This is a genomic window from Enterobacter sp. R-1.6.2 (assembly GCF_035064085.1).
Taxonomy (GTDB): Bacteria; Pseudomonadota; Gammaproteobacteria; order Enterobacterales; family Enterobacteriaceae; genus Enterobacter; species Enterobacter asburiae_B.
The window spans coordinates 1-384 of sequence record NZ_JASEYI010000132.1 but is presented as its reverse complement, the minus strand read 5'-3'; the positions used below and the strand labels follow the sequence as shown (position 1 = coordinate 384).

1 pseudogene is annotated in these 384 nt (G+C 56.8%); it reads right to left on the bottom strand.

What is annotated here, in order from left to right:
• A pseudogene (locus tag QMN93_RS26135) lies at positions 1-384 on the bottom strand (DNA polymerase V subunit UmuC); the annotation flags it as partial.

Genomic DNA, 384 nt, shown 5'->3' with positions numbered 1-384 from the left:
AATACGGTTTCCCACGCCCCAGATCTCTTCGACCGGCTGCAGTGAAAGCAGTTTCCGCGTTCGCTGAGGATTCCCCCGGGTCAGGGCGAGCACGCCACGAAACTGTTTCCACTCCTTTGAGGCCCACTGGGCTGATTTTGCAAGGGTTTTCGTCGGCCCGGCACCCACTCCGATGGTCAGACGGGTACAGTCATACACGTGCTGGCGCAGCTGTCTGCCAAAATCCTCCAGGTCCATGCAGTACTCCACGCCGGTCAGGTCGAGGAACATCTCGTCAATCGAATACTGTTCCACCCTGGGGGCCAGTTCCTCCAGGCAGCTCATCACGCGCGCTGACATCGAGGCATAAAGTTCATAGTTGCTTGAGAACGCGTATATTTTTTC